The following is a 19,078-nucleotide window of genomic DNA, read 5'->3' on the forward strand; positions in this document are numbered from 1 at the left end:
GGTTCACCCCTGCCCCGGCTTGACGATCCGGCTCAGGCGGTTGTCGGTGAACATGTAGATCTCGCGGCCGCCCGGCTCGGAATAGAGCACCTGGGCCTCGCGCCGGCCCTTGCCGTCGCCGCCGATCAGCACGTCGGTCGGGCGCTTGCCCTTGAGCTTGATCAGTTCGCATTCGGTGATGCCGACGGCGATCTCGCCCGGCAAGGGGCGGGTCGAAGGATCGAGCGAGACACCTGCCGCGCATTCGCCGTCCGGCCCCAGCATCGCCTCCTGGGTCGAGACCCGGGCCGAGGCGCTGGAGGTGGTCGACTTGTTTCCGTCGGAAACGAAGGAAAAGCCGCCCATGTCGACGGCGCAGCCGCCGAGGCCGAGGGCCAAAGCGAGCATTACGGGAATTCTCACGCTTTCTTCTCCCAGCGGCCGGTCTCGTCCTGCTGCCAATAGGTGGCGGCCAGACCGCGCGCGCGCAGCTTCTTCCAGTCCTCGCGGGCGGAGGCCAGCGCCTCCGGATCGTCCCCGTCGAATATCAGGATGACGCGCTCATAGGCATCCAATGCGTCGGGAATGCGGACGCCATCGACGCAGAAGCGAACCTGCGCCGCATTGGGATTGTCGGAGGCGGCGGTGAGCACGATCGGATTGCCGGCGGCGTCGGGCTCGGTCGCGGCTCCGTGCGGCAGGAAGGCGTCGTCGGCATAGGTCCAGAGCCGGTCGTCGAGCGCCGCAAGCCGCTCGCGGCTGGAGCACTCGACCACCGCCTTCCAGCCGCGCGCCAGCGAGCGCTCGAGCAGCGTCGGCAACACCTGCTCGAGCGGGCGGGACTGCAGATGGTAGAACCAGATCTCCGCCATGATGCCGGGCTTTCCAGCGGCTTACGGGCGTCGGCCGAGAATTCGAATCATCCTTCGTAATGATCCGCCACCAGCCGGTCGAGCAGGCGCACGCCCCAGCCGGAGGCCCAGGAACGGTTGATCTCGCTCGTCAGCGAGCCCATGCCGGTGCCGGCGATGTCGAGATGGGCCCAGGGCGTGTCGTTGACATGGCGCTGCAAAAACTGCGCCGCCGTGATCGAGCCGCCATGGCGCCCGGCCGCGTTCTTCATGTCGGCGAATTTGGAATCGATCATCTTGTCGTAGGCCGGGCCGAGCGGCATGCGCCAGACCGTCTCGCCGGTCGCCTTGCCGGCAGCCGCGAGCCGTTCGGCCAACTCGTCGCTGTTCGAGAACAGGCCGGCATGCTCTTGCGCCAGCGCGACCAGGATCGCGCCGGTCAGCGTCGCCAGGTTGACCATGAAGCCGGGCTTGAAGCGCTCCTGCGTGTACCAGAGCACGTCGGCGAGCACGAGACGCCCCTCGGCGTCGGTGTTGATGATCTCGATGGTCTGGCCGGAGAGCGAGGTGACGATGTCGCCAGGGCGCTGGGCATTGCCGTCCGGCATGTTCTCGACCAGGCCGATGACGCCGACCGCGTTGACCTTGGCCTTGCGCGCGGCGAGCGCATGCATCAGCCCCGTGACGCAGGCGGCGCCGGCCATGTCGCCCTTCATGTCCTCCATGCCGCCCGCCGGCTTGATCGAGATGCCGCCGGTGTCGAAGGTCACGCCCTTGCCGACGAAGGCGACCGGCTTGGCGCCGCCCTTGACGCCGTTCCAGCGCATCACCACCACACGGCTCTCGCGGCGCGAGCCCTGGCCGACCCCGAGAAGCGCGCGCATGCCGATCTTCTTCAGCTGCTTCTCGTCGAGGATCTCGATCTCGACGCCGAGCTTCTCCAGCCTGGCGGCGCGGTCGGCGAACTCCTCCGGGTGGAGCACGTTCGGCGGTTCGTTCACGAGGTCGCGAGCCAGTTCGACGCCAGCCGCGATCGCCTCGCGCGCCTTCAGCGCCTTCTTGACCGCGGAGGGGTCCGGGACCCGCAGGATCGCGGTCTTCGGCTCGGCCTGCTCGGCCTCGCGGCTCTTGGTCTTGTACTGCTCGAAAGCATAGGTCCTCAGCCGCAGGCCGAGGCCGATCTCGGCGACCTCGGCGGCGGCAAGCTCGCCCTCCGGCAGGGCGGCGATGATGTCGGCGCTGCGGCCATGGCCGAGCCGGCCGGCGATGGCGCCGCCGAGCAGGGCGAAGTCGAGCTTGTCGCGCTCGGCCGCCGGCCCCGTGCCGATCAGGATCAGGCGCTCATAGCCGGCCCCGTCCGGTGCCAGAACGGTCAGCCCCGAAAGCGCCTTGCCCTTGAAGCGCTCGGTCGCGGCGGCGCGCGCGACCAGGCTGCGGCCACCTTCGCCGAGCCATTCGTCGGCAGCCTTAGCCGGCGTCAGCTTGTCCGAGAGGAGGATGACGAGGTCCTCCCCGGCGATGGCGTTCAGGGCTTTGACCTCAAGCTTCAGGCGCTGCGACATCGAAGGCTCACATTGGGAGAAGACGGGCGGGGAAGGACGGAAATGGCGGGTGGCGGCGCGGGAAGGCCACAAACGATTCCCGTTTGCGCCATGATCGAAGCTATACCATAGGAGCTTCGAGGCGAGCCGTCCAAGGGGAGCGCCTTCACCCGTGCCCCGCCTGCCCAGGATCGACCGCGTGCGTTTCGGACTGCTCGACCGCTACATATTGAAGATTGCCGCGGTGGCGACGGTCATCCTGCTCGTCGGCCTGACCAGCGTCATCTGGGTGACGCAGGCGCTGCGCGAGGTCGACCTGATCACCGGCAAGGGCCAGACGGTGATGATCTTCTTCACCGTGACGCTGCTCTCGCTGCCGGCGCTGCTCGCCGGCATCGCGCCGGTCGCGCTGTTCATGGCGACGCTCTACACGCTCAACAGGCTCAACAGCGATTCCGAACTGATCGTGATGAACGCGACCGGGGTGGCGCCGTACCGCCTGACCCGGCCCTTCGTCGTGCTGACGCTGGTAACGGCGGTGCTGGTCGGCTGGATGTCGCTTTCGGTGATGCCCGCCGGCTTCCGCTCGCTGCGCGACCTGATCACCCTGATCCGGGCCGACTTCGTCGCCAATGTCGTCAAGGAGGGGCAATTCGTCGCCCTCGATTCCGGCGTCACCTTCCATTACCGCGAGCGCTCCGGCCACGCCCTGCTCGGCATCTTCATGCAGGACCGGCGCGACCCGAACCAGCCGGCCGTCTACATCGCCGAGCGCGGCCAGACCGCGGAAGCCGACGGCAACAGCTTCCTGATGCTGGAGAAGGGCACGATCCAGCGCGAAAGCCGCGACCGCAATTCGAGCTCGATCATCTCGTTCGAGCGCTATGCGCTCAACCTCTCGGCGCTGTCCGGCGATTCGGACGGTGCCGGCGGCGGCGATGGCGACAAGGTGATCTACAAGCCGCGCGAGCGGACGACCTGGGCGCTGCTGCGGCAGGATCCGAACGAGCCCTATTACAAGATCCAGGAAGGCCGCTTCCGCGCCGAACTGCACAACCGCCTGTCGGCGCCGCTCTATCCGATCGCCTTCATGCTCGTCGCCTTCGCGATCCTCGGCGAGGCGCGCACCACCCGCCAGGGCCGCGCCGTCGCGATCCAGCTCGCGATCCTGCTGGTCGGCGCGATCAGGATCGGCGCCTATGCAGCCTGGACGGGGAGCGTGCGCTCCGGCTTCGCCGCCATCCTGCTCTATGTGCTGCCGCTCGTCACGATCGCTGTCTCGGCCAGCGTGATCGCTTACGGCGCGCGCGCGCGCGCCGTCATCGACGAGCTGACGGACCGGCTGGCGGCTCCCTTCCTGGCGCTTTCGGCGCGACTGCGGCGGACCTGATGCTGCTGTTCAAGACCTTCGGGCGCTATCTGACCCAGCGCTTCCTCCGCGCCATATTGAGCGTGTTCGGGACGTTCTTCTTCCTGATCCTGACGCTCGACTTCGTCGAGCTGATGCGCCGCGCCGGCGATTCACCGGTGGCCACCACGCCGAGCATCATCCAGCTCGCGCTGTACCGGGCGCCGTCGGTGGCCGAGCAGATCTTCCCCTTCGCCGTGCTGTTCGGCGGCATGTTCGCGCTGCTGAGCCTGAGCCGGAAGCTCGAACTGGTGGTGGCCCGTTCCGTCGGCATCTCGGCCTGGCAGTTCCTGCAGCCGGCGGCGCTGGTCGCCGGCCTGGTCGGCCTGATCTCGATCGGAATCTACAACCCAGTGGCGGCAGAGCTGAAGCAGCGCGCCACCAAGCTGGAAGCCTCGCTGTTTGCCCGCACCGGACAGGTGGCGAGCGGCAAGGAGATCTGGATCCGCCAGCGCAGCCTCGACGGCCAGGCGATCATCCGGGCTGCCGCGGCGCTGGAGGACGGGGTCGGCCTGGCCCGGGTCGCCTTCTTCAACTACGCCCCCGATGGCGGCTTCAGCGAGCGAATCGAAGCCCGCCAGGCGATCCTGCACCACGGCTACTGGGAGCTGTCCGATGCGAGGGTCACCTCGGTCATGGAAGAGCCACAGAGCTACACGACATACCTCGTCGCGACGAATCTGGAGCCCGAGCAGGTGCGGCAAAGTTTCACTCCACCGGACTCCGTCGGCTTCTGGTCGATGCCCGCCGTGATCGAGCGGACCAGCAAGGCCGGGCTCGACACGACGCGCTACGAACTGCGCTACGAATCCCTGAAGGCGCGCCCTCTCCTGCTCATCGCGATGATTCTGGTGGCGGCATCCGTTTCCTTAAGATTTTTCAGGTTTGGTGGTGTCACCAAACTGGTGGTAGGTGGCGTGGCGGCTGGGTTCATGCTCTATGTTGCTACGCAATTATCTGAGGAGTTGGGCTCATCGGGGATCGTCAACGCCCCGGTGGCCGCGTGGCTGCCTGCGGTCGTGGGCAGCCTGCTCGGCGCCCTCGCCCTGCTCCATCAGGAAGACGGCTGATAATACGGTGCCTATGGTTAATTTTGGATTGAGTTCATGGTTCCCGGCGTGAGACGCATCGTGCGCCTTGCCGCAGCGACCGCGCTGGCGACGACGCTCGCGCCGGTCTTCGCGGGGCCGAACATCGCCTACGCGCAGGGAGCGGCCAAGCCGCAGGAGCGCATGGTCGTCGACGCGCGCGAGCTCGTCTATGACAAGGACAGGAACACGGTCTCGGCCGTCGGCGACGTCCAGATCCTCTATCAGGGCCGCACCATCGAAGCCGACCGCGTCGTCTACGACCGGATCAGCAAGCGCGTCGTCGCCACCGGCAATGCCCGCATCACCGAAGCGAACGGCACCGTCATCACCGGCGACCGCTTCAACCTGACCGACGATTTCCGCGACGGCTTCATCGATTCGCTGCGCGTCGTGAACCCCGACAAGACGCGCTTCTCGGCGCCGCGGGCAGAGCGCACCGACGGCGAGGTCTTCGTCTTCGACAAGGGCATCTACACCGCCTGCGAACCCTGCGCGGAGAACCCGGAGAAGCCGCCCTTCTGGCAAGTCCGCGCTGCCCGGATCATCCACAAGAAATCCGAGCAGATGATCTATTACGAGGAGGCGCGGCTCGAATTCGCCGGCGTCCCGATCGCCTACATCCCCTACATGTCGGGTCCGGACGCGACGGTTAAGCGCAAGACCGGCTTTCTCTCGCCGCGATTCATCAACACCTCGGCGCTGGGCTACGGCGTCGGCCTGCCCTATTTCATCAACCTCGCGCCGAACTACGACGTCACCCTGACGCCGACCTATCTCTCGCGCCAGGGCCTCCTCGGCGAGGTCGAGTGGCGCCATCGCTTCTCGAACGGCTCGTACAATGTCCGCGCCGCAGGCATCTTCCAGCAGGACAAGTCCGCCTTCCTCCCGACTCCGTTCGGCGCCGGCGACGACAAGTTCCGCGGCTCGATCGAGACCAGCGGCAAGGTCTTCGTGAATCCGCGCTGGACCTTCAGCTGGGACATCGCCGGCTCGACCGACCGCTTCTTCTACAAGAATTACCGCATCCGCAGCGAGAGCATCACGAGCGGGAGCTTCCTGCAGGAATCGACCTCGACCGTCGCCCTCAACGGGCAGACCGCCAGCGCCTGGTTCGACATGCGCGGCTATTATTTCCAGCCGCTGACCTATCTCGACTGGCAGAAGCAGCAGCCGGTCGTGCTGCCGGTGGTCGACTACAACAAGCGGCTCCACAAGCCCTCGCTGATCGGCGGCGAATTGTCGTTCACCGTCAACATCACGCATCTGACGCGCGAGGCGGCGGCGTTCAAGGAAATCCCGAACCAGAACACCTATCTGATCACGACGCCGGCCTACTCGCTGTTCGACGGCTGCGCGGTCTATCAGAAGGACACCTGTCTGGTCCGCGGGCTCGCCGGAACGGTCGCGCGCGCCACGGCCGAGGTCGCCTGGCGGCGCAATTTCACCGATTCCTTCGGTCAGATCTGGACGCCCTACACCTCGGTCCGGGCCGACATCTTCTCGATCAACCCGAACACGACGGACTACGCCAACGCCAATGTCCGCACGATCGCCGATACCTCCGACGAGGTGTTCGGACGGGTGATGCCGGCGGCCGGCCTGCTCTACCGCTATCCCTTCGTCGCCACGGCCTCGTGGGGCACCCATATTCTCGAGCCGGTGGCGCAGGTCGTGGTCCGGCCGAACGAGACCAACAGCCTGCGCATCGCCAACGAAGATGCCCAGAGCCTGGTCTTCGACGATACGAACCTGTTCGAGTGGAACAAGTTCTCGGGCTATGACCGCGTCGAGGGCGGCAGCCGCGCCAATTTCGGCCTGCGCTATTCCGGGACCTTCGGCAAGGACGCCTACGCCAACCTGCTCGTCGGCCAATCCTATCATCTTGGCGGCCGCAACTCCTTCACCATGGGCGACCTGGTCAATACCGGCCTCAATTCCGGGTTGGATACGCGCCGCTCGGATTATGTCGCCAGGGCGCAACTCTCGCCGTTCAAGAGCCTGCTGCTGCAAGGCGGCGCGCGCTTCGACGAGTCGACAATGGAAGCCCAGCGCATCGATGCCTCGGCCTCCTACTCGAGCAGCATCTTCGCCACGACCGTCGGCTACAGCCGCTACGAGCCGCAGCCGGAGCTCGGCATCCCGCGCCGCCGCGAGGGCCTGAGCCTCAGCCAGTCGGTCAGCTTCGCGCAATACTGGAGCGTCCGCGGCAGCGTGCTGTTCGATCTCGACAAGTACAAGTACGACCGCGAGCGCTATCGCGACGCCGCTGTCCTGAACCAGCTCTACCCGACCGTCTACGCCGCGCCGATCTTCCCCAAGACCGGCCCGCTGCAGACCGCCGCGCTGTCGGCGGGGCTGCGCTACCAGGACGAGTGCACGATCTTCGACGTGACCTATTCGCAGTCCTATGCCGACCGCCAGGCCGGCGCGAAGGACGACACGCGGACCGTGATGTTCCGGCTCGAGCTGCGGACGTTGGGCGAGATCAGCTATTCGCAGAACCTCGGCACGGCCAGTGCGGGCGACGGCGTGGCCAGCAACTGACGGCGCCACGGCGCGGTCTCGCCATCGTCCCGGAGGAGGCCGCGCTTGCGACATCGTCTGCTGGCCCTGACCCAGGGCGACCCTGCGGGAATCGGACCTGAGCTCAGCCTCATGGCCTGGATGCAGCGGCAGCAGCGCCGGCTGCCGGCCTTCGCCTATCTCGGCAACGCCGCCGCGCTGCAGGATCTCGCCGGCCGGATGGGATTGGCGGTTCCGGTGCGCAGCGTCGGCTGGGAGGAGGCGGAAGCCGCCTTCGAGACGGTGTTGCCGGTGATCGAGATCGCGAGCGCCGCCCCGGCCGAATCCGGCAAGCCCGACCCGGCCAACGCGGCCGGCGTGATCGAGGCGATCGAACACGGCGTTTCTGCCGTCAATGCCGGGCTGGCTGCCGCTCTGATCACCAACCCGATCGCCAAGAGCGTGCTCTATGCTGCCGGATTCTCGCATCCTGGCCATACGGAGTTCCTCGCCGAACTCGCCGGGCGCGGCCGGGAAAGCGTCCCGCACCCGGTGATGATGATCTGGTCGGAGGCACTCGCAGTGGTGCCCGTCACGATCCATGTGCCGCTCGCCGCCGTGCCGGCGCTCCTGACCACGGAGCTGATCGTCGAGACGGGGCAGATCGTCGCCGCGGACCTGGCGCGGCGTTTCGGCGTCGCCAGGCCGCGGCTGGCACTGAGCGGGCTCAACCCGCATGCCGGCGAAGACGGGGCGCTCGGTGCCGAGGATGCGGCCATCATCGCCCCGGCCGTTGCGAGACTGCGCGCGCTCGGCATCCAGGCCAGCGGCCCCTACCCGGCCGACACGATGTTCCACGAGCGGGCGCGCGCCGGCTACGACGTCGCGCTCGCGATGTATCACGACCAGGCCCTGATCCCGATCAAGACGATCGCCTTCGACGACGGCGTCAACGTCACGCTCGGCCTGCCCTTCATCCGGACCTCGCCCGACCACGGCACCGCCTTCGATATCGCCGGGAAGGGCGTGGCACTGCCCGACAGCCTGTGCGCCGCCCTGCGGCTCGCCGCCCGGATGGCCGAAACGCAGAAGGGCACGCCCGCATGACCGCCCGGGACGGCACGGCACAGGACGGCCTGCCGCCGCTGCGCGAGGTGGTCGAGCGCCATGGGCTGATGGCGCAGAAGGCGCTCGGCCAGAACTTCCTGTTCGACCTCAACCTGACCGGCCGGATCGCGCGCTCGGCGGGGCCGCTCGCCGGCCAGACCGTGGTCGAGATCGGCCCCGGCCCGGGCGGGCTGACGCGGGCGCTGCTGGCGAACGGCGCGGCGCAGGTGATCGCGATCGAGCGCGACCGGCGCTGCCTGCCGGCCCTGGCCGAGATCGCGGCGCATTATCCGGGCCGGCTCGAAGTGGTCGATGGAGACGCGCTCGCGGTCGATCTCTCGCACCTGCTCGGTGGTCGCGAAGCGCGCATCGTCGCCAACCTGCCCTATAATATCGGCACGCCGCTGCTCGTCGGCTGGCTCAGCGCCGAGCCCTGGCCGCCCTGGTGGAGCTCGCTGACCCTGATGTTCCAGCGCGAGGTCGCCGAGCGCATCGTCGCGACGCCGGAGCAGCGCGCCGCCTATGGCCGCCTCGCCGTCCTCGCCGGCTGGCGCTGCGAGGCGAAGATCCTGTTCGACGTGCCGAAAAACGCCTTCGTGCCGCCGCCGAAGATCACCTCCTCGGTCGTGCAACTGGTGCCGCGTCCGCAGCCGGAGCCGTGTGACCGCCGGCTGCTCGAACGCGTCACGCTCGCCGCCTTCGGCCAGCGCCGCAAGATGCTGCGCCAGAGCCTGAAGCCCGTGCTGGCCGAGCCGACGCCGATCATCGAGGCAGCCGGCCTGTCGCCGACCGCGCGGGCGGAGGAGATACCGGTCTCGGGCTTCGTGCGGCTGGCGAACGCGCTGGCCGGGACACTCTGAGCCGACCTCCAGGCCGACCCCCGCCGGCTCAGCCCGTCTGCTCCGCCAGGAGCCCGTCGACGAAGGCAGCCAAGCCCGTCGCGCGCACGCGCTTCAGGCGTTCGGCGACGAGGATCGCGCGGACCGATTCATAGGCGGCGCCGAGATCGTCATTGATAATGACATAGTCGTAGACGCCCCAGCGCGCGATCTCGTCGCGGGCGTTGGCGAGGCGCTTCGCGATGACCTCGGGCGCATCCTCGGCACGCCGGACGAGACGCGAGCGCAACTCCGCCATCGAGGGCGGCAGGATGAAGATCGCGACGACGTCCTCCCGCGCCTTTTCGAGGATCTGCTGCGTGCCCTGGTAGTCGATGTCGAAGAGCACGTCGCGGCCGGCCTTGAGCGCGTCCTCGACCGGCTTGCGCGGTGTGCCGTAGCCGTTGCCATGGACCTCCGCGAATTCGAGCAGCTCGTCGCGCTGGCGCAGGGCATCGAACGCGTCGCGCCCGATGAAATGGTAGTGGACGCCCTCGATCTCGGATGGGCGCCGGCCGCGGGTCGTCACCGATACCGAGAGATCGAGATTGGTTTCCTTCTGCGACAGCGTGCGCGTCAGGGTCGACTTGCCGGCGCCGGAAGGCGACGACAGGATCAGCATCAGGCCGCGCCGGGCCGGTCGGACAAGATCGGCCATCGGCATCACTCCACGTTCTGAACCTGCTCGCGGAGCTGGTCGACCGTCGTGCGCAGATCCAGGCCGATGCGCGACAGGCCGGGATCGCCCGCCTTGGCGCAGAGCGTCGAAGCCTCGCGGCCGAACTCCTGCGCCAGGAAGTCGAGCTTGCGGCCGATCGGCCCGCCCTGGGCCAGCAGTTCCCGCAGCCCGGCGACATGGGCGTGCAGCCGGTCGATCTCCTCGCGGATGTCGGCGCGGACGGCGAGCAGAGCGGCTTCCTGATGCAGGCGCTGCGGTTCCAGCGGAGCGCTCGTTTCCAGCAGGGCGGCGAGTTGCGCCGAAAGCCGCGCCCGCACCGCCTCGACGCTGCGGGCCGGATGGTGCTCGGCCTCTCCCGTCAGCCAGGCGATGGTGGCAAGATGCCCGGCGATCACGGTCTCCAGCGCCTGCCCTTCGGCCAGCCTGGCCTGCTTCAGCGCTGCGACGAGGCGCTCCAGCGCGGCCAGAACCGGCCCTTCGAGAGCGGAAAGCGCGTCGTCCGATTCCTCGGCGATCTCGACCACGCCGCGGATGGCGAGCAGCCCGTCCAGAGAGGCGGGGGCGATGCCGGCCGGCAAGGCAACGCGCCCGGCGGCATCGAGCAAGGCGGCAAGCGCCTCATGGTTGATGCGCGGCCGCGCCGGCGCGGCGGCGCTGGTGATGGCGAGATTGACGTGCAGCGTGCCGCGCGAGAAGGCGGCGGCCATCTGCTTGCGCGCCGCCTCGGAAAACAGCTCGAAGCCGGGCGGAACGCGGACACGGACGTCGAGGCCGCGGCCGTTGACGCTGCGCACCTCCCAGGCAAAGGCGTGGGTGGCGACGGTCCCGGCCTCGCGCGCGAAACCCGTCATGCTCTCGATTGCCATGCTGAAATCTTCCTGCCCGCGAATGCGGCCGGACCCTAGAGCAGGATGCGAAAAAGTGGAAACCGGTTTTTCGCGATCATCCTGCTCTAACTCCTTGATCAGAGACGGATTCAGCTTTCAGACGGAAGCGCTTCGCGTTTCCGTCTGAAAGCTGAATCCGTCTCTAGACAGGGCTCGTCGCCGCGACAAGCGCGGGCTGTGGACGGACCTTCCCGGTCAGGGCCGCAGGGGCGGAACGGTCTTCGGGCTGTTCAGGTCGAAGGTGCGATTGCGCAGCGGATCGCGGTCGGTGCCTTCCGAAGCGTCGAAGGCGCGCGTCCGGGTGCCATCCGTTCCAGCCTGCGCCGCCTGCGTGCTGGGGCGAGAGGCGCCTGGCGCCTCGGTGCGGGAATCGGGCGAAGGCGGCGGCTCGACCTTGTCGATGCTCGACTCGGGCGCCGGCTTGCCGGCCTCGCGCCGAGCGGCCTCGACCCCGCGCCAGCGCGCGACATTGCGGTTGTGCTGCTCCAGTGTCTCGGCGAAGGCGTGGCCGCCGCTGCCGTCGGCGACGAAATAGAGGTCCTTGGTGCGCGAATGATTGACCACCGCCTCCAGGGCCGCACGGCCCGGATTGGCGATGGGACCCGGCGGCAGGCCGTCGATCACATAGGTGTTGTAGGGCGTCGCCTGGCTAATCTCGGCCCGCATGATGCCGCGTCCGAGCGTGCCCTTGCCGCCGACCAGCCCGTAGACGATCGTCGGGTCGGATTGCAGCTTCATCTTGCGGTTGAGCCGGTTGATGAAGACGCCGGCGACGCGGGTGCGCTCGTCGGCGCGGCCGGTCTCCTTCTCGACGATGGAGGCCAGGATGACGAGTTCCTCCGGCGTCTTGATCGGCAGGTCGGCCGGGCGGCGCGCCCAGACGTCGTTGACGATGCGGCGCTGGTCGCGCGTCATCCGGTCGACCATGGCCTGCCGCGTCGAGCCGCGCTGGAACTTGTAGGTATCGGGCAGCATCGCGCCTTCGCGCGGGACCTGGGAGATCTCGCCGGTAAGCAGCTGGTTCTCCTTCAGGCGGGCGATGATCTGCTCGCTGGTCAAGCCCTCCGGCACCGTGACCGAATGCTCGACCGCCTTGCCCTCGGCGATGATGTTGAGGATGTCGCTCTGGCTGATGCGCGCCTTGAACAGATACTCGCCGGCCTTGAGCTTGCTCCAGTTGCCGGACAGCAGGGCCGAGATGCGGAAGGCCCAGGGATGCTCGATCAGCCCTTCGCGCTGGAGCAGCTCGGCGATTTCGGCAAGGCCGCTCTCCTTGGGGATGATCAGCACCCGGTCATTGGCGAGCGGACCGGGCGCACGGCTGCGGCTGTCGACGAAGGCGATGCTGCCGCCGATCAGGCCGGCAAGGACGAGCGTCGCGGTGAACAGGCCGCTGAGCATGGCGATGAAGGGCGAACGCCGGCGGCGGCGCACCTTGGGCGGCGGCGAAGGCGGCGCTACGGGCTTCAACGCCTCGTTGGGGCTCCTCGGCGCAACGCGGGGCGGTTGGTTCATGATGCTTACGCCCGATTTCCCGACATCACGACCTGCGCTGCCGGCGTGGATTTTCACCTGTCGGCCGCGCTCTCGGTATTCTGGCACGGCAGCGGCGACAGGCTAGCGAAAATTATGGCGAAAGCGCGCTGATTGCTGGATCAGCTGTCGAAGCGACGCATCACCAGCGAGGCATTGGTGCCGCCGAAGCCGAAGGAATTGGAGAGCGCGACATCGACCTTCCGCTTCTTCGCCTTGTGCGGCACGAGGTCGATCTCGGTCTCGATCGAAGGATTGTCGAGATTGATCGTCGGCGGCAGGAGCTGGTCGCGAATCGCCAGGATCGAGAAGATCGCCTCGATCGCGCCGGCAGCGCCGAGCAGATGGCCGGTCGCCGATTTGGTCGAGGACATGGCCGGTCGGTGCGGCGCATTCGCCAGCAGGCGCTCGATTGCGCGCAGCTCGATCTCGTCGCCGACCTGCGTCGAGGTGCCGTGGGCGTTGATGTAGTCGACATCGGAAGCGCGCAAGCCGGCGCGGTTCAGCGCCGCCTGCATGCAGCGATAGGCGCCGTCCCCGTCCTCGGCCGGCGAGGTGATGTGGTAGGCATCGCCGGACATGCCGTAGCCGACGATCTCGGCATAGATCTTCGCGCCGCGGGCCAGAGCGTGCTCGAGTTCCTCGAGCACGACGACGCCGGCGCCCTCGCCCATGACGAAGCCGTCGCGGTCCTTGTCATAGGGCCGCGAGGCCTTCTCGGGGGTATCGTTGAAGCCGGTCGAAAGGGCGCGGCAGGCGCAGAAGCCGGCAATGCCGATGCGGTTGATCGCCGATTCGGTGCCGCCGGCGACCATCACCTCGGCATCGCCGAGCGCGACCATGCGGGCGGCGTCGCCGATGGCGTGGGCACCGGTGGAGCAGGCGGTGACGACAGCATGGTTGGGGCCCTTCAGGCCATGCTCGATCGAGACATAGCCCGCCGCCAGATTGCTGAGTCGTCCGGGGATGAAGAAGGGCGAGAGGCGGCGCGGGCCGCGCTCCTTGAGCAGCAGCGAGGCTTCGTAGATGCCGCCAAGGCCGCCGATGCCGGAGCCGATCGCGACGCCGGTCGCGATCTGGTCCTCATAGGATTGCGGATTCCAGCCGGAATCGCGCAAGGCCTGGGTCGCGGCGGCCATGGCGAAGACGATGAAGTCGTCGACCTTGCGCTGCTCCTTCGGCTCCATCCAATCGTCGGGATTGAAGGTGCCGGCGGAGCCGTCGCCGCGCGGGATGTTGCAGGCGATACGGCTCGGCAGATCCGACGCGTCGAAGCTCGTGATCGGCCCTGCGCCGCTCTCGCCCGCGATCAGGCGGGACCAGGTCGCATCGACCCCGCATCCAAGCGGGGTCACCATGCCAAGTCCGGTGACGACGACGCGCCGCATCGGTATTCCTCGCTCGGTCAAGACGCCGGATGGCGCGTCAGACTCTGAGCCGCTCAGGCGGACTTCGACAGGAACTTGACGGCGTCGCCGACCGTCACGATCGTCTCGGCGGCATCGTCGGGAATCTCGACGCCGAACTCCTCCTCGAAGGCCATGACCAGCTCGACGGTGTCGAGGCTGTCCGCACCGAGATCCTCGATGAAGTTGGCACCTTCGACGACCTTGTCGGCGTCGACGCCGAGATGCTCGATCACGATCTTCTTCACGCGCTCGGCGACATCGCTCATGGGTCTTTCCTCGAACCTTGAAAACACACCGCTGACAGCGACGCGTGGTTGAAACCGGTTTCCCGGCCGGCGCTCGCGCCTGATGGCGCGCCGGTCGGGGTGTTCATGGCTGCACAAACGCAACAACCAGGTTGGCGTCAAGCCCCCCGGGTGTCGATCGTCGCGCTGCCGGATGGGTAGTTAACACACTACCAATGGGCTGGCGAGAGCGGTTCCGAAGCCTCGAATCGCTCCAAGAACCGAGGCTAACCGGCTTAGATCATTGTCATTCCGCCGTTCACATGAAGCGTCTGCCCGGTGATGTAGGCAGCCTCGCTGCTGGCGAGATAGGCCACCGCGGCGGCAACGTCCTCGCCGACGCCGAGACGGCCCATCGGCACGTCGGCGAGAATGGTCTCGCGCTGCTTCTCGTTCAGCACCTCGGTCATCGGCGACTCGATGAAGCCGGGCGCGACGACGTTGACGGTGATGTTGCGGCTGGCCACCTCGGCGGCCAGCGACTTCGACATGCCGATCAGGCCGGCCTTCGAGGCCGCATAATTGCCCTGCCCCGGATTGCCGGCCGTGCCGACCACCGAGCCGATCGAGATGATGCGGCCATAGCGCCGGCGCATCATGCTCTTCACGGCGGCGCGCGAGAGTCGGAAGGCGGCCGTCAGGTTGACCGCGAGCACCAGGTCCCAGTCCTCGTCCTTGAGCCGCATGAACAGGTTGTCGCGAGTCACGCCGGCATTGTTGACGAGGATGTCGAGCCCGCCAAGCTTGGCTTCGGCGGCCGGCACGAGGGCCTCGACCGAATCGCGCTCGGCGAGGTTGCAGGGCACGATCTCGACCCGCTCGCCAAGTTCCTTCGCCAGCGCCTCCAGCGCCTCGACCCGCGTTCCCGACAAGGCGACCGTGGCGCCTTGCGCATGCAGCCGCCGTGCGATGGCGCCGCCGAGGCCGCCGGTGGCGCCGGTCACCAGCGCCTTCCTCCCGGTCAGATCAAGCATTCTTCCTCCTTTTCGGCGTTCCGCCGCTCTAGAGCCGGATCCGATCGGATTGCTGGGCAATCTGATCGGATAACGCGTTCTCTATCAATCGTTTAGAGGCGGATTCACCGATCAGGTCGATGCAACCTGATCGAACCCGGCCCTAGAACGTACCCTTCCGGGCCTTGTAGCTAGAGTGAATCCTTCTGGGCCTTGTAGCTCGTGATATCGTCCGGCGCGCCGATCGAGGATGCGGCCGTGCCGGCAGCGATGCGCTTGACCAGGCCGGCTAGCACCTTGCCGGAGCCGACCTCGAAGAACCGGGTCACGCCGGCGCCCGCCATCGCCTCGACGCATTCGCGCCAGCGCACCGTCCCGGTGACCTGCGCCACCAGCGAGGCGCGGATGGCGGCAGGATCGGCAAGCGGCGCCGCCCCGACATTGGCCATCACCGGAACGACCGGAGCGCTCATGGCGACTTCCGCCAGCGCAGCCTGCATCGCTTCGGCCGCCGGCTGCATCAGGGCGCAATGGAAGGGAGCCGAAACCGGCAGCAGCATGGCCCGGCGCACGCCACGTTCGCCGGCGAGCGCGATGGCGCGTTCGATTGCGGCCCTGGCGCCGGAGAGCACGACCTGGCCGCCGCCATTGTCGTTGGCGACCTCGCAGACCTGGCCCTGGGCGGCGTCGGCGGCGATGGCGCGCGCCTGTTCCAGCTCGACGCCGAGCAGCGCCGCCATGGCGCCCTCGCCCGCGGGGACGGCCTTCTGCATCGCGTCGCCGCGGATACGCAGGAGCCGCGCCGCATCGGAGATCGAGAAGGTGCCGGCCGCGGCCAGCGCCGAGTATTCACCGAGGGAATGGCCGGCGACGAAGGCCGCGTCGCGCGCAAGCGACAGCCCTGCCTCCGCCTCGAGCACGCGGATCACCGCCAGGCTCACCGCCATTAGCGCCGGCTGGGCGTTGGCCGTCAGGGTGAGTTCCTCGCCCGGGCCATCCCACATCAATGCCGACAGCTTCTGCGACAGAGCCGCATCGACCTCGTCGAAGACGGCGCGCGCCGCCGGAAAGGCCTCGGCCAGGCCCTTGCCCATGCCGACGGCCTGCGAACCTTGCCCGGGGAAGATGAAAGCCGTCGCCATGTCGGAAGGGTCCTGAAGATCACGCTTGGTTAACATTGCGGGCGCAGTCGCATCGTGCGGGCGGGCAAGTCAAGGCGTCGACGCCTCGAAACGGGACTTGCGGGCGTATTTCCCGATGTTTTTGGCTTGCGTGAAGCGCCGTCTGCCTGTAACGAGCCCTCTGCTTGTTCGGCCGGAGGCTGAACGGATGGCGGAGCGGTTCCCTTTTTTGGACAGCTCCGTTCGGCTTCTCTTCCCAGGGGCCGTCATCCCGTGTCTCCGCCTTCGATGAAATCCTGTCGGGCCTTATCCAGGGCTCGGAGGGCTCCGCGCCGGACGAAGCAGGTGAAAGAAGGAAGGCCACTCATGGCATTGTACGAGCATGTGATGCTCGCGCGACAAGATGTCAGCGCGCAGCAGGTCGAGACCCTTGTCGAGCAGTTCAAGGGCATCCTCGAGGCGAATGGCGGCTCGGTCGCCAAGGTCGAGTACTGGGGCGTCAAGTCCCTCGGCTACCGCATCAAGAAGAACCGCAAGGCGCATTATTCGCTGCTGAACATCGACGCCCCGGCCACCGCCGTGGCCGAGATGGAGCGCCAGATGCGCATCAATGAAGACGTGCTGCGCTTCATGACCATCCGCGTCGAGGCGCTGGAGGACGGCCAGTCGGTCATGCTCCAGAAGCGCGACCGCGACGAGCGCGGCGACCGTTTCGACCGTGGTCCGGGCGGCGATCGCTTCGACCGTGGCCCGCGTCGCGAGCGTCCGCGCCGCGAAGACGAAGCCACCGAAACCGTTGCCGGGGAGGCCTGATCCATGTCGACCGCATCTGCCGGCGCCCGCCGCCCCTTCTTCCGCCGCCGCAAGTCCTGCCCGTTCTCGGGCGAAGGCGCTCCGAAGATCGACTACAAGGATGTGCGCCTGCTCTCGCGCTACATCTCCGAGCGCGGCAAGATCGTGCCTTCGCGCATCACTGCCGTCTCGGCCAAGAAGCAGCGCGAGCTCGCCCAGGCGATCAAGCGCGCCCGCTTCCTCGGGCTGCTGCCCTACGTCATCCGCTGAGCGGACCGGGACCGGCGGCCCTGGCCGCCGGTCCCTTGCAATTCTCGGTCGCCCGGCGGTGAAATCCCCCCGGGTATGTTGAGGCGAAAGCCCTCTCACCCTGCCGAGAGCCTATTCCGCAAAAGTGGTTTCCACTTTTGCGATCAGAACATGCTCCAACTCAGTTGGCGCGAATTCTGATCGTTCGACCGGACCGGTCGAACGGAATGCGCGCGAGAGCAGCGGGACAGCAGGACGGACATGCTACCCATCGTCGGCATCGGCGCCGGGCTGGTTTCAGCCCTTCTGTTCACAGTGGTGATCACCGGATCGCCGCTGGCGCTGCTGTTGTCCTATGTCGCCCCGCTGCCGGTCTTCATCGCAGCGCTCGGCTGGAACCACCGTGCCGGCCTGGTCGCCGCCGCGTGCGGCACGGCCGCGGTCGCGATCGCCCTGAAGCTCCCGCTCGGTCTCGCCTTCGCCATCGGCGCGGCGCTGCCGGCCTGGTGGATCGCCTTTCTCGCTTTGCTCGCACGCGATGACGGCGCCGGCACCAGCGAATGGTACCCGCTCGGGCGGCTGCTGGTCTGGATCGCGGCGATCGCCGCATTGGTGACGGTCGGCGGCGCGCTGGCGATCTCTCCCGACTACGAGACCTATCGCAGCGTGATGACCCGCGGGCTCGAGCTCGTGCTCAGCGGCGGCGAAGGCGTCGCGCCGGCGATGCGCCTGCCGAGCGGCATCGATGTCGCCGATCTCGCGGCCCGCCTCGCCGCGCTGGTGCCGGCCGCCGCCGGCGCCTCCTTCGTCCCGATGATCGTTGCCAATCTCTGGCTGGCGGCGAAGGCCGTCCGGCTTTCAGGCCGCCTGCCGCGTCCCTGGCCCTTCATCCCGGCCACGCGGTTGCCAGCCAAGGCGGTCGCGGCGCTGGGCGCCGGCGTCGTGCTGAGCCTGATGGACGGTTTCGTCGGCCTCGCCGGCGGCGCTATCACCGGGGCGCTGATCGCGGCCTTCGGCCTTGCCGGGCTCGCTGCCATCCACGATCTCAGCCGCGGCAAGCCGTGGCGGATGCCGACCCTGTTCGCGGTCTATCTGGCGCTGCTGATCATGCTGATCACGGTGTTCCCCTTCCTCGCGCTGCTCGGCATCGCCGACGCGCTGTTCGACTTGCGCCGGCGCAGATCGCCGACGCCGCCTGCCGCCTGAAATCAACCCCTCGAAGAAACACCTAGGAGAGAAGACCATGGAAGTGATCCTGCTCGAACGCGTCGCCAAGCTTGGCCAGATGGGCGAGACCGTGCGCGTGCGCGACGGCTATGGCCGCAACTACCTGCTCGCCCGCGGCAAGGCCCTGCGCGCCACCGAAGAGAACAAGAAGCGCTTCGAGAACCAGCGCGCCCAGCTCGAGACCCGCAATCTCGAGCTCAAGCACGAGGCCGATTCGGTCGCCGAGACGCTGAACGGCCATTCGGTGGTGATCCTGCGCCAGTCCGGCGAATCGGGCGTGCTCTACGGTTCGGTCTCGACCCGCGACATCGCCGAGGCGCTGAGCACCGACGGCTTCTCGGTCGATCGCGGCCAGATCACCCTGAACGCGCCGATCAAGACGCTCGGCCTGCACACCGTCCCGGTCGTGCTGCATCCGGAAGTCTCGGTCACCGTCACCGTCAACGTCGCCCGTTCGGCGGAAGAAGCCGAGCGCCAGGTGCGCGGCGAGAACGTCACGGCCCGCGAGGCCTTCGACCTCGACGATCTCGGCCTCGAGGTCGGTGCGGCGCTGGCCGAATCCGGCGACGACGACGATCGCTGAGCAC

The 19,078-nt window shown here is 67.8% G+C and carries 19 protein-coding genes; 9 read left to right on the plus strand and 10 right to left on the minus strand.

The features are described from left to right. Nucleotides 1-3 precede the first annotated feature (3 nt). From V6M56_RS21320 to V6M56_RS21330, 3 genes are read right to left on the minus strand one after another with little or no spacing between them, the layout of a single operon-like run. The gene (locus V6M56_RS21320) at nt 4-387 is read right to left on the minus strand and encodes a hypothetical protein (protein ID WP_332686772.1); all 384 of its coding nucleotides are present in this window, start codon (nt 385-387) and stop codon (nt 4-6) included. Between the two features lie 11 nt (nt 388-398). Next, nucleotides 399-851: a DNA polymerase III subunit chi gene (locus V6M56_RS21325; RefSeq protein ID WP_332686774.1), complete on the minus strand. Its 453-nt coding sequence runs from the start codon at nt 849-851 to the stop codon at nt 399-401. A gap of 47 nt (nt 852-898) precedes the next feature. After that, entirely contained in the window at nt 899-2,392 is a 1,494-nt protein-coding gene (locus V6M56_RS21330; protein WP_332686776.1) for a leucyl aminopeptidase, read from the minus strand. Nucleotides 2,393-2,570: 178 nt separating this feature from the next. Here V6M56_RS21330 and lptF point away from each other — a divergent pair, with 178 nt between their 5' ends. Genes lptF through rsmA form a run of 5 tightly spaced genes read left to right on the plus strand, consistent with a single transcriptional unit; the run spans nt 2,571 to nt 9,339 of the window. After that, complete coding sequence (gene lptF / locus V6M56_RS21335) at nt 2,571-3,761, plus strand: LPS export ABC transporter permease LptF (RefSeq protein ID WP_332686778.1); 1,191 nt, start codon at nt 2,571-2,573, stop codon at nt 3,759-3,761. Further along, entirely contained in the window at nt 3,761-4,849 is a 1,089-nt protein-coding gene (gene lptG, locus V6M56_RS21340) for an LPS export ABC transporter permease LptG (RefSeq protein WP_332686780.1), read from the plus strand. Before lptF ends, lptG begins: the two co-directional genes overlap by 1 nt. 48 nt (nt 4,850-4,897) lie before the next feature. Continuing rightward, the gene (locus V6M56_RS21345) at nt 4,898-7,414 is read left to right on the plus strand and encodes an LPS-assembly protein LptD (RefSeq protein WP_332686782.1); all 2,517 of its coding nucleotides are present in this window, start codon (nt 4,898-4,900) and stop codon (nt 7,412-7,414) included. A gap of 45 nt (nt 7,415-7,459) precedes the next feature. After that, complete coding sequence (pdxA, locus tag V6M56_RS21350; protein ID WP_332686784.1) at nt 7,460-8,479, plus strand: 4-hydroxythreonine-4-phosphate dehydrogenase PdxA; 1,020 nt, start codon at nt 7,460-7,462, stop codon at nt 8,477-8,479. Continuing rightward, nucleotides 8,476-9,339 carry a 16S rRNA (adenine(1518)-N(6)/adenine(1519)-N(6))-dimethyltransferase RsmA gene (gene rsmA, locus V6M56_RS21355; protein WP_332686786.1) on the plus strand — a complete coding sequence of 288 codons (864 nt, stop codon included), beginning with the start codon at nt 8,476-8,478 and terminating at the stop codon, nt 9,337-9,339. The genes pdxA and rsmA overlap by 4 nt, the downstream gene beginning before the upstream one ends. Nucleotides 9,340-9,367: 28 nt before the next feature. On the opposite strand, the gene gmk is transcribed toward rsmA, so the two are convergent. From gmk to fabD, 7 genes are all read right to left on the minus strand, one after another. Next, nucleotides 9,368-10,015 carry a guanylate kinase gene (gene gmk, locus V6M56_RS21360; protein ID WP_332686788.1) on the minus strand — a complete coding sequence of 216 codons (648 nt, stop codon included), beginning with the start codon at nt 10,013-10,015 and terminating at the stop codon, nt 9,368-9,370. 5 nt (nt 10,016-10,020) lie between these two features. Further along, nucleotides 10,021-10,902: a YicC/YloC family endoribonuclease gene (locus tag V6M56_RS21365; protein WP_332686790.1), complete on the minus strand. Its 882-nt coding sequence runs from the start codon at nt 10,900-10,902 to the stop codon at nt 10,021-10,023. A gap of 216 nt (nt 10,903-11,118) precedes the next feature. Beyond that, a complete protein-coding gene (gene mltG, locus V6M56_RS21370; RefSeq protein ID WP_332686792.1) occupies nt 11,119-12,438 on the minus strand; it encodes an endolytic transglycosylase MltG in 1,320 nt (439 codons plus the stop codon). 140 nt (nt 12,439-12,578) lie between these two features. Next, nucleotides 12,579-13,844, minus strand: a complete 1,266-nt coding sequence (fabF, locus tag V6M56_RS21375; protein ID WP_332686794.1) for a beta-ketoacyl-ACP synthase II — start codon at nt 13,842-13,844, stop codon at nt 12,579-12,581. A 53-nt stretch (nt 13,845-13,897) separates the two neighbouring features. Then, a complete protein-coding gene (locus V6M56_RS21380) occupies nt 13,898-14,131 on the minus strand; it encodes an acyl carrier protein (protein WP_066468900.1) in 234 nt (77 codons plus the stop codon). A 254-nt stretch (nt 14,132-14,385) separates the two neighbouring features. Beyond that, entirely contained in the window at nt 14,386-15,123 is a 738-nt protein-coding gene (gene fabG, locus V6M56_RS21385; RefSeq protein WP_332686801.1) for a 3-oxoacyl-[acyl-carrier-protein] reductase, read from the minus strand. A 170-nt stretch (nt 15,124-15,293) separates the two neighbouring features. Further along, the gene (gene fabD / locus V6M56_RS21390; RefSeq protein WP_332686803.1) at nt 15,294-16,244 is read right to left on the minus strand and encodes an ACP S-malonyltransferase; all 951 of its coding nucleotides are present in this window, start codon (nt 16,242-16,244) and stop codon (nt 15,294-15,296) included. A 345-nt stretch (nt 16,245-16,589) separates the two neighbouring features. Here fabD and rpsF point away from each other — a divergent pair, with 345 nt between their 5' ends. The 4 genes from rpsF (at nt 16,590) to rplI (ending at nt 19,074) form a co-directional block, all read left to right on the plus strand. Continuing rightward, complete coding sequence (gene rpsF, locus V6M56_RS21395; RefSeq protein WP_332686805.1) at nt 16,590-17,036, plus strand: 30S ribosomal protein S6; 447 nt, start codon at nt 16,590-16,592, stop codon at nt 17,034-17,036. Nucleotides 17,037-17,039: 3 nt separating this feature from the next. Further along, on the plus strand, nt 17,040-17,285 hold the full coding sequence (rpsR, locus tag V6M56_RS21400) for a 30S ribosomal protein S18 (protein WP_038367644.1): 246 nt from the start codon (nt 17,040-17,042) through the stop codon (nt 17,283-17,285). Nucleotides 17,286-17,525: 240 nt separating this feature from the next. After that, complete coding sequence (locus V6M56_RS21405; protein ID WP_332686858.1) at nt 17,526-18,470, plus strand: DUF2232 domain-containing protein; 945 nt, start codon at nt 17,526-17,528, stop codon at nt 18,468-18,470. 37 nt (nt 18,471-18,507) lie between these two features. Further along, a complete protein-coding gene (rplI, locus tag V6M56_RS21410) occupies nt 18,508-19,074 on the plus strand; it encodes a 50S ribosomal protein L9 (RefSeq protein WP_332686860.1) in 567 nt (188 codons plus the stop codon). The last annotated feature ends 4 nt before the right edge of the window (nt 19,075-19,078 follow it).

The organism is Allobosea sp., assembly GCF_036675845.1.
Classification (GTDB): Bacteria; Pseudomonadota; Alphaproteobacteria; order Rhizobiales; family Beijerinckiaceae; genus Allobosea.

Excerpts from the sequence above, each read along its gene's own strand:
- V6M56_RS21320 (WP_332686772.1), bottom strand. The coding sequence starts at position 387 with ATGCTCGCTTTGGCCCTCGGCCTCGGCGGCTGCGCCGTCGACATGGGC.
- V6M56_RS21325 (WP_332686774.1), bottom strand. The coding sequence starts at position 851 with ATGGCGGAGATCTGGTTCTACCATCTGCAGTCCCGCCCGCTCGAGCAG.
- V6M56_RS21330 (WP_332686776.1), bottom strand. The coding sequence starts at position 2,392 with ATGTCGCAGCGCCTGAAGCTTGAGGTCAAAGCCCTGAACGCCATCGCC.
- lptG (WP_332686780.1), top strand. The coding sequence starts at position 3,761 with ATGCTGCTGTTCAAGACCTTCGGGCGCTATCTGACCCAGCGCTTCCTC.
- rsmA (WP_332686786.1), top strand. The coding sequence starts at position 8,476 with ATGACCGCCCGGGACGGCACGGCACAGGACGGCCTGCCGCCGCTGCGC.
- gmk (WP_332686788.1), bottom strand. The coding sequence starts at position 10,015 with ATGGCCGATCTTGTCCGACCGGCCCGGCGCGGCCTGATGCTGATCCTG.
- V6M56_RS21365 (WP_332686790.1), bottom strand. The coding sequence starts at position 10,902 with ATGGCAATCGAGAGCATGACGGGTTTCGCGCGCGAGGCCGGGACCGTC.
- mltG (WP_332686792.1), bottom strand. The coding sequence starts at position 12,438 with ATGAACCAACCGCCCCGCGTTGCGCCGAGGAGCCCCAACGAGGCGTTG.
- fabF (WP_332686794.1), bottom strand. The coding sequence starts at position 13,844 with ATGCGGCGCGTCGTCGTCACCGGACTTGGCATGGTGACCCCGCTTGGA.
- V6M56_RS21380 (WP_066468900.1), bottom strand. The coding sequence starts at position 14,131 with ATGAGCGATGTCGCCGAGCGCGTGAAGAAGATCGTGATCGAGCATCTC.
- fabG (WP_332686801.1), bottom strand. The coding sequence starts at position 15,123 with ATGCTTGATCTGACCGGGAGGAAGGCGCTGGTGACCGGCGCCACCGGC.
- fabD (WP_332686803.1), bottom strand. The coding sequence starts at position 16,244 with ATGGCGACGGCTTTCATCTTCCCCGGGCAAGGTTCGCAGGCCGTCGGC.
- rpsF (WP_332686805.1), top strand. The coding sequence starts at position 16,590 with ATGGCATTGTACGAGCATGTGATGCTCGCGCGACAAGATGTCAGCGCG.
- rpsR (WP_038367644.1), top strand. The coding sequence starts at position 17,040 with ATGTCGACCGCATCTGCCGGCGCCCGCCGCCCCTTCTTCCGCCGCCGC.
- V6M56_RS21405 (WP_332686858.1), top strand. The coding sequence starts at position 17,526 with ATGCTACCCATCGTCGGCATCGGCGCCGGGCTGGTTTCAGCCCTTCTG.
- rplI (WP_332686860.1), top strand. The coding sequence starts at position 18,508 with ATGGAAGTGATCCTGCTCGAACGCGTCGCCAAGCTTGGCCAGATGGGC.